The sequence below is a fragment of the Luteimonas notoginsengisoli genome (assembly GCF_042648885.1).
GTDB classification, from domain to species: domain Bacteria; phylum Pseudomonadota; class Gammaproteobacteria; order Xanthomonadales; family Xanthomonadaceae; genus Luteimonas; species Luteimonas notoginsengisoli.
The window spans coordinates 823,223-831,047 of sequence record NZ_JBHRYF010000001.1 but is presented as its reverse complement, the minus strand read 5'-3'; the positions used below and the strand labels follow the sequence as shown (position 1 = coordinate 831,047).

The 7,825-nt window shown below is 68.4% G+C and carries 7 protein-coding genes; 3 read left to right on the top strand and 4 right to left on the bottom strand.

Translation table 11 applies throughout. The features are described from left to right. Positions 1–49: 49 nt before the first annotated feature. The 3 genes from ACFOM9_RS03865 to ACFOM9_RS03855 all read right to left on the bottom strand — a co-directional run bounded on the left by ACFOM9_RS03865 (position 50) and on the right by ACFOM9_RS03855 (position 3,175). Positions 50–1,309: an argininosuccinate synthase gene (locus ACFOM9_RS03865; RefSeq protein ID WP_386706340.1), complete on the bottom strand. Its 1,260-nt coding sequence runs from the start codon at positions 1,307–1,309 to the stop codon at positions 50–52. A gap of 47 nt (positions 1,310–1,356) precedes the next feature. After that, positions 1,357–2,442: an N-acetylornithine carbamoyltransferase gene (locus ACFOM9_RS03860; protein ID WP_386706338.1), complete on the bottom strand. Its 1,086-nt coding sequence runs from the start codon at positions 2,440–2,442 to the stop codon at positions 1,357–1,359. Between the two features lie 292 nt (positions 2,443–2,734). Further along, a complete protein-coding gene (locus tag ACFOM9_RS03855) occupies positions 2,735–3,175 on the bottom strand; it encodes a hypothetical protein (RefSeq protein WP_386706336.1) in 441 nt (146 codons plus the stop codon). A gap of 163 nt (positions 3,176–3,338) precedes the next feature. Between ACFOM9_RS03855 and cysS the strand changes: the two genes are divergently transcribed. From cysS to ACFOM9_RS03840, 3 genes are all read left to right on the top strand, one after another. After that, on the top strand, positions 3,339–4,784 hold the full coding sequence (cysS, locus tag ACFOM9_RS03850) for a cysteine--tRNA ligase (protein ID WP_386706334.1): 1,446 nt from the start codon (positions 3,339–3,341) through the stop codon (positions 4,782–4,784). 270 nt (positions 4,785–5,054) lie between these two features. Further along, the gene (locus tag ACFOM9_RS03845; protein ID WP_386706333.1) at positions 5,055–5,492 is read left to right on the top strand and encodes a SufE family protein; all 438 of its coding nucleotides are present in this window, start codon (positions 5,055–5,057) and stop codon (positions 5,490–5,492) included. A 2-nt stretch (positions 5,493–5,494) separates the two neighbouring features. Beyond that, on the top strand, positions 5,495–6,742 hold the full coding sequence (locus ACFOM9_RS03840) for an MFS transporter (protein ID WP_386707305.1): 1,248 nt from the start codon (positions 5,495–5,497) through the stop codon (positions 6,740–6,742). A gap of 56 nt (positions 6,743–6,798) precedes the next feature. On the opposite strand, the gene dksA is transcribed toward ACFOM9_RS03840, so the two are convergent. Further along, on the bottom strand, positions 6,799–7,770 hold the full coding sequence (dksA, locus tag ACFOM9_RS03835; protein ID WP_386706331.1) for an RNA polymerase-binding protein DksA: 972 nt from the start codon (positions 7,768–7,770) through the stop codon (positions 6,799–6,801). Positions 7,771–7,825: the final 55 nt, after the last annotated feature.

Below are 7,825 nucleotides of genomic sequence, written 5' to 3'. Positions count from 1 at the left end.
GCCCCCGCCGGGAAGGCATCGCGGCTTCCGCCGCTCCTACGGGATTTTTTCATTTGCGGTTGATCTCGGCCCACAGCGTGCTGCTCATCCCGAACAGCTTGATGAAGCCCTCGGCTTCCTCCACGCCCCAGTCCGCGGACTGCGCGTAGGTCGCGCCGCTGGCGTTGAGGATGTGCGGCGAGGCCACGGCCACGGCGTCGACGCGACCGCCGCGGGTTTCCAGGACCACTTCGCCGCTGACCGTCTGCTGCGACGAGGCGAGGAAGGCCTCGAGGTCGGTCTTCAGCGGGTCATGGAAGAAGCCCTCGTACACCAGCTCCACCCATTTGCGGGCGACGTCCGGCTTGAAGCGGTTCTGCTGCTTGCTCAGCACCGCTTCCTCCAGCGCGCGATGAGCGGCGAGCAGCGCGGCCAGCCCCGGGGCCTCGAACACGATCCGGCCCTTCAGCCCGATCGTGGTGTCTCCGGTGTACATGCCCCGGCCGACGCCGTACTGCGCGAACAGTGTGTTGAGCTTGGCCAGCAACCTGTGGCCCGGCATTTCGTTGCCGTCCAGCGCCACCGCTTCGCCCTGGACGAAGCGCAAGGTCGCGCGCAGCGGTTCGGTCGGCCAGGCGCTGCGCGGCGCGCACCAGCCGCGCGCGCCTTCGCCCGGCGCTTCCCAGCGGTCGATCTCGCCGCCGGACATGGTCAGGCCCAGCAGGTTCTCGTTGATCGTGTAGGCCTTCTGCTTCGCGCGCACGCCGAAGCCGCGTGCCTCGAGGTACTGCTGCTCGTAGGCGCGGGTCTGGGTGTGTTCCTTCTGGATTTCGCGGATCGGGGCGACGATGCGGTAGGCGCCGCTGGCCGGGCGCCTGCTGGACATGACCGCCAGGTCGAAGCGCACCTGGTCGTTGCCCATGCCGGTACAGCCGTGCGCGATCGCGTTGGTGCCCAGGTCGTGGGCGCGCGCCAGCGCCGCGTCGACGATCAGGTAACGGTCGGAGACCAGCAGCGGATATTGCCCCTGGTAGCCCTCGCCCGCCCACACGAACGGCTTGACGAAGCCGTCCCAGATCGCCGGCCCGCCGTCGATGGTGACGTGGCTGGCCACGCCCAGTTCCGCGGCGCGCGCTTCGATCGTGCGCCGCTCCTCAGCATCGACGCCGCCGGTGTCGGCGAACACGGTGTGCACCTTCCAGCCGCGCTCCTGCAGCCACGGCACGCAGAAGCTGGTGTCCAGGCCGCCGCTGAAGGCGAGCACGATGTCGGTGGCGCCGGCGGAGGGGATCGGGGTTTTGGAATCGGGGGAAGCGGGTGGCTGCGACATGGGGGTATCCAGAGAAAAGATGTTTCGAGTGGAGAGGATCGGTGCGCTTACGAAACCCCGATCCCCGACGTCGCGTCCTGTCCGCCGTCGCCGCGCGCCAGCGCCGCCATGACGGCCTTCTGCACATGAAGCCGGTTCTCTGCTTCCCCAATCGCGATGCAGGCCGGCGAATCCATCACCGCGTCGGTGGCCTTGACGTTGCGGCGCAGCGGCAGGCAGTGGCTGAAGGCGGCGTTGCGGGTCAGCGCCATCTTGGCCTCGTCGACGATGAAGTGGCGGTAGCGCTCGCGGATCGGCTTTTCGCGCTCCCAGTCGCCGAAGTACGGCAGCGCGCCCCAGCTCTTGGCGTAGACGACATCGGCGCCGGAGTAGGCGCTTTCGATGTCATGGCTCACGGTGAGCGAGCCGCCCTGCTCGGCGACGTTTGCGCGCGCCCAGTCCATGTAGCGCTCGTCGAGCACGTACTCGGGCGTGGGGCACAGCAGGGTGACGTCCATGCCCATGCGGGTGGCGATGGTCAGCGCCGAGTTGGCGACCGCGGTGTTGAGCGCCTTGGGATGGTAGGTCCAGGTGAGGACGTACTTCTTCCCGCGCAGGACCTGCTCGGGACTCGATCCGGGATCGGTGCCGCCGAAGCGCTCCTGCAGCGCCATCGCGTGCGCCAGTTCCTGGCAGGGGTGGGTGATGGTTTCCATGTTGATCACCGGCACCGTGGCGTACTTCGCGAAGCCTTGCAGCACGCGGTCCTGGCGGTCGAGCGACCAGTCGACGAACTTGGGGAACGCGCGCACGCCGATCATGTCGACGTAGCGGCTGAGCACGCGCGCGACCTCGGCGATGTGTTCCTCGGCCTCGCCGTCCATCACCGTGCCCAGGTCGAATTCGATCGGCCAGGCGTCCTTGCCCGGCTGCAGCACCACCGCGTGGCCGCCGAGCTGGAACGCGCCGATCTCGAAGCTGGTGCGGGTGCGCAGCGACGGATTGAAGAACACCAGGGCGATGGACTTTCCTTCCAGCGGCCGGCCGTTGGACGCGCCGCCCGCCAGGCCGCGCTTGAACCGTGCCGCCTGCGCGAGCACCGCGTCGAGTTCGGCGCGGGTCCAGTCCTGGGTGTTGAGGAAATGCCTGGTCATGGGATCGGTTCGAAGTGAGGGGATGGTGGGGGCGTTTCGCCGGCCTGGAAACGAAAAAACCCAGCGCGAAGGCCGGGTTTTGTCCTGAACTGCACTGGCGCAGGTCCGGCTACCCAGCGAGTCGGGCTTCCGGTCGGCGCGCGCGCGAGGTCATGCCTGCCGCCATGCGGGCGGAGGTCAGGATCTCGGCGTTGGCGCGCAGGGTCTGCATCGGGCGGGAATGCTCGCATGCGATGGCGCGGGCCGCAAGCACCTTCGCCCAAACGCCAGCGCTTGGGCCGCGCGGCGCCACCTAGCGGCTGCCCGATACGATCGGCGTGATCGACACCCGCACCCGCACCCGGTTGCCCGGGTCGTAGGGCAGGCGCGACCGGTACTTCACGCCGTGGTGCACGTAGTCGACGTCATACGCAATGGGGCGGCGGAACTCGCGTTCGGTCGGGACCACTTCGCAGCCATCGGCAGGCGGCGCCTGCTCGGCCTCACGGTCTTCGGAGTTGGGCGTCAGGGCGTCCTTGACCGCGCCCACCACGCGCGCCAGGCCACGTTTGGACTCGGCGCTTTCCACGACCACGCCGTCCTTGCACTGCTCGACCATCGCCGTCGCGCGCAGGGTCTGGTAGACGGGCTGCGCGCGCAGCACGCGAGCGTATTCGGTGCGCACGTTCTCGATCTGGATCACCGTCTGCTGCGCACGCACCGGCAAGGCGGCGGACGCTGACAGCAGCGTCACCACCAGAATCGGGGAAAGCGTGCGGATTCGAGGCATCTCGACAGGCGGGACCATCTGGACCGGCCTGCAGTTTAGGGGTACGCCGCGAGGAAGGGCTGAATCCCGGCTGTCGTGCGCCGGGTCCGGCCGGTAGAATCGTGGTTCGTCCACGCGATCGAGCGCGATGAGCCTGCGTCTCCACAACAACCTCACCCGGCGCGTCGAACCGTTCGAACCGCTCGATCCCGCGTGCCCCACCCTGTACCTCTGCGGGCCGACGGTCTACAACTACGTGCACATCGGCAACGCGCGCGGGCCCGTGGTCTTCGGCGTGCTGGCCGACCTGCTGCGCCGGCGCCACGGCGCGCTCAGGTACGCACGCAACATCACCGACGTCGACGACAAGATCAATGCCGCCGCGGCCGAACAGGGCGTGCCGATCGCGACGATCACCGACCGTTTCGCCGCCGCGTACCGCGAGGACATGGCCGCGCTCGGCGTCGCGCCGCCCGACATCGAGCCCGAAGCCACGCGCCACGTCGCGCAGATCATCGCCATGGTCGAGGCGCTGGTCGCATCGGGCAACGCGTACGCCGCGGACGGCCACGTCCTGTTCTCGGTGGCCAGCTTCCCCGGCTACGGCAAGCTGTCGCGGCGCGACCCGGAGGAAATGCTGGCCGGCGCGCGCGTCGAAGTGGCGCCGTACAAGCGCGATCCGGGCGACTTCGTGCTGTGGAAGCCCTCCACGCCAGAACTGCCGGGCTGGGACTCGCCCTGGGGCCGCGGCCGCCCGGGCTGGCATATCGAATGCTCGGCGATGGCCGCCGCGCATCTGGGCGAGACGATCGACATCCACGCCGGCGGCGTCGACCTGCAGTTCCCGCACCACGAGAACGAGATCGCGCAGAGCGAGTGCGCGCACGGCGGGCGCACGTTCGCGCGCTTCTGGCTGCACAACGGCATGCTCAATTTCGGCGGCGCGAAGATGAGCAAGTCGCTGGGCAACATCGAGAAGGTCCACGACCTGGTCCGCGCGCATCCGCCCGAAGCGCTGCGCTACGCCCTGCTCTCCGCGCACTACCGCCAGCCGCTGGACTGGTCGGACGAGCTTGTACAGAACAGCATCAACACGCTGGATCGTCTCTACGGAACACTTCGAGACGGCGAACTTTTCAAAGCACTACACATCATCGGCGCCAAGAGGGATCCGGAGCCAACCGAGGTTTCGATCCCGGAGGAGATCGAAGATGCGTTAGACGATGATCTTAATACACCCAAAGCCCTTTCCGTGCTGGCAGGAATTGCTGCGTCTGCGCGCCAGTTGAGGAACACGTTGGTACACGCGGACAAACCCGAGCCCGCTGACGTTCGGAAACTTGTGCGCATCGTCGCCGAGTTACGCGCCGCTGGCTCCGCACTTGGCCTGCTCCAGCAAGAGCCCGGCGCCTGGTTCAACCGTGGCCTTTCGAGCGACGATGACGCCCGCATCCAGGCGCTGATCGATGAGCGCGCGGCGGCGAAGACATCGCGCGATTTCGCGCGCGCCGACGCCATTCGCGACCAGCTCGCCGGCGAAGGCGTCGTGCTCGAGGACACGCCACAAGGCGTGCGCTGGAAGCGCGGGAGCTAGGGTCCGGACAAGCGTGGCACCCTGTGGGAGCGGCTTCAGCCGCGAGCCCTTGCTCTTGCCCCCTGCGAAGGCGGGGACGCTGGGAGAGGTTAGGTCGTACCCGGTCGGACTGCCCGCAGGCATCGCGAGTGCCCACGCGACTCCACCTGTCCTCCCTGCCCTCGCAGGGGAGGAAGCAAAAGCTCGCGGCTGAAGCCGCTCCCACAAGGGCGGGTCACGTTTGCGACAATAGGCGCTTCGCCTCCGCGCGCCATTCCGGCGACCCCGCCCGTGACCGACAGCCCCTTCCCGCTCGAGCCCTCCCCCGCCCAGGCCCAGCAGGCAATCCGCGAGGAGTTCGGTTTCTTCGGTGATTGGTCCGAGCGCTACCAGTACCTGATCGACCTCGGCCGCAAGCTGCCGCCGTTCCCGGAGGAATGGAAAACCGAGGAACACCGCCTGCGCGGCTGCCAGTCGATGGTCTGGATCGTGCCTTCCGGTGACGCACGGCGGTTGGAGTTCGCGGCGATCAGCGACTCGGCCATCGTCTCGGGCCTGGTCTATCTCGCGCTGCGGGTCTACTCCGGCCGCAGCGCGCGCGAGATCCTCGACACCCCGGCCGACTACATCGCCGAGATCGGCTTGGCGAAGCATCTTTCGCCGACCCGCAGCAACGGCCTGGCGGCGCTGCTCGCCTTCATCCGCGATACCGCCCAGCGCGCCGCGTGAACATCGCCGGGTCGCCGTCCGTCGACGAGGCCCCGTCCTCGCCGCTGCGCAACCCGGGATTCCGCGCCCTGATGGCGTACCGGATCTGCACGATCCTGTCGTACCAGATCGTGGCGGTCACCGTCGGCTGGCATGTCTACGAGATCACCCGCAGTCCGTTCGCGCTCGGGTTGATCGGGCTGGCGGAGGTGCTGCCCTACTTCTGCGTCGCCCCGTTCGCCGGCTACCTGGTCGACCACCTGCCGCGGCGCAAGCTCGGCGTGGCGGCCTGCGTCGGGCTGCTGGCAACGGCACTGGCGCTGGTCGCGGTCACGCAGGGCTGGTTGCCGACCACGCGCGTCTGGCCGATCTACGTGGCGATCGCATTCACCGGCATGGCGCGCAGTTTCCTCGGCCCGGTCTACAACGCGCTGTTCGCGCGGGTGCTGCCGCGCGAGCAGTTCGTCAACGGCGCGAGCCTGGGCAGCGTGGTGTTCCAGAGCGGAATGGTGGTCGGTCCGGCGCTGGGCGGCGTGCTGGTCGGCTGGGCCGGCAAGGGCGCGGCCTACGGCACCGCCGGGGGCATCGTGGTGGTCGCGGCGATCGCGATCGGCACCCTGCGCGTCACCGAACCACCGCAACTGCTGCAGCGCGCGCCGGTGTTCTCGAGCATCCGCGAGGGGCTAACGTTCGTGCTCGGCAACCAGATCATGCTCGGGGCGATGACGCTGGACATGTTCTGCGTGCTGCTGGGCGGCGCGGTGTCGATGCTGCCGGCGTTCATCAAGGACATCCTGCATTACGGCCCGGAAGGCCTCGGCATCCTGCGCGGCGCGCCGGCGCTGGGTTCGATCTGCGTCGCGCTGTGGCTGGCGCGCCACCCGCTGCAGAAACACGCCGGGCGGGTGCTGATGATCGCGGTGGCCTGCTTCGGCCTGTGCACGATCGCGTTCGGCCTGTCCCGGCACTTCTGGCTGTCGGCGGCGATCCTGGTGGCCTACGGCATGTGCGACGGCGTGTCAGTGGTGATGCGCTCGACGATCATGCAACTGGTCACCCCCGACGAGATGCGCGGCCGGGTGTCGTCGATCAACGGCATCTTCATCGGTTCGTCGAACGAACTGGGCGCGTTCTACGACGGCGTGATGGCGCGCCTGCTGGGGCTGGTGCCGGCCGTGGTGCTGGGCGGCTGCGTGACCCTGGGCGTTGTCGGGATCACCGGCTGGAAGGCGCCGAAGCTGCGGCGGCTGGACCTGCGCGACCTGCAATAGGCAAGAAAAAGCCCCGCGATGCGGGGCTTTCGTTCATCTCGAAGCGGTCAGCGGAGTCAGTCGCCGATCTGCTTCTGCAGGTGCTCCCAGCGCTCCTGCTCGTCGATGGTGCGCTCGGCGGTAAGCCGTGCTTCAAGGCGATCCAGGCCGATTTCCTCGCCCGAATCGACGCTGTAGCCGTATTCACCGGCATCCACGCGCTTGAGCGTGCTGTCGATCTTGCCGATCAGCTTGCGGTAGCGGTCGCGGGTGCGCAGTTCCAGCGAGTTCTCGGTCTCGCGGGTGGCGCGCTCGGCCTCGTCGCCGACGTCGCGTACTTCGTCCTTGAGGTTCTCGATGGTCTGCTTGGATTCCTCGACCAGGTCCGCGCGCCACTGCAGCAGGCGCTGGCGGAAATATTCCACCTGCAGCGCGCTCATGTATTCCTCGTCCGCCGCCGGCCGGTAATCCTTCGGCAGGATCGGGCGCCCGGTCGCATCGTCGGTCTTGTAGGGCACGACCTTGTACTTGGTCTTCGGCGCGGGTGTCGGCGTCCTGGAGACCACGGCCACGGCCACCTTGCCCACCGGGCGCGGCGCGAACGGGGAACGCACGGTCGCGGAACCCGTGGACTCGTGTTTCTGCTGCTTCGACGCGGACGCCGCCTGCTTGGCGGGCACCGCCCGCTTCTTCTCGGCAACCGGCTTTGCGGCCGGGGCAGTCTTCTGCGCGACGGCAGTCTTGCCCGGCTTCTTCGCAGCCGGCGCCGGCTTCGCGGCCGGCTTGGCGGCCGTCTTCACCGGCGGCTTGCTCGCGGCCTTCGCCGGCGCCTGCTTCACCGGCGCGGCCTTCTTCGCGGGCTTGGCAGCGGCGTTCTTTTTCGGCGCGGCCTTCTTCACGGGCGCCTTCTTCGGCGCAGCCTTCTTGGCGACGGCCTTCTTCGCGGCGGGCTTCCTGGCGGCGGTTTTCGCGACGGGCTTCTTGGCGACGGGCCTGGCGGGCTTCTTGGCGGCCTTGGCGGCCTTCTTCACGGTTTTCTTGACAGCCACGTTGTTGCAGTCCTTCCTGATCCCCCTTGCCGGGGATGTGATTCCCTTGGATGGG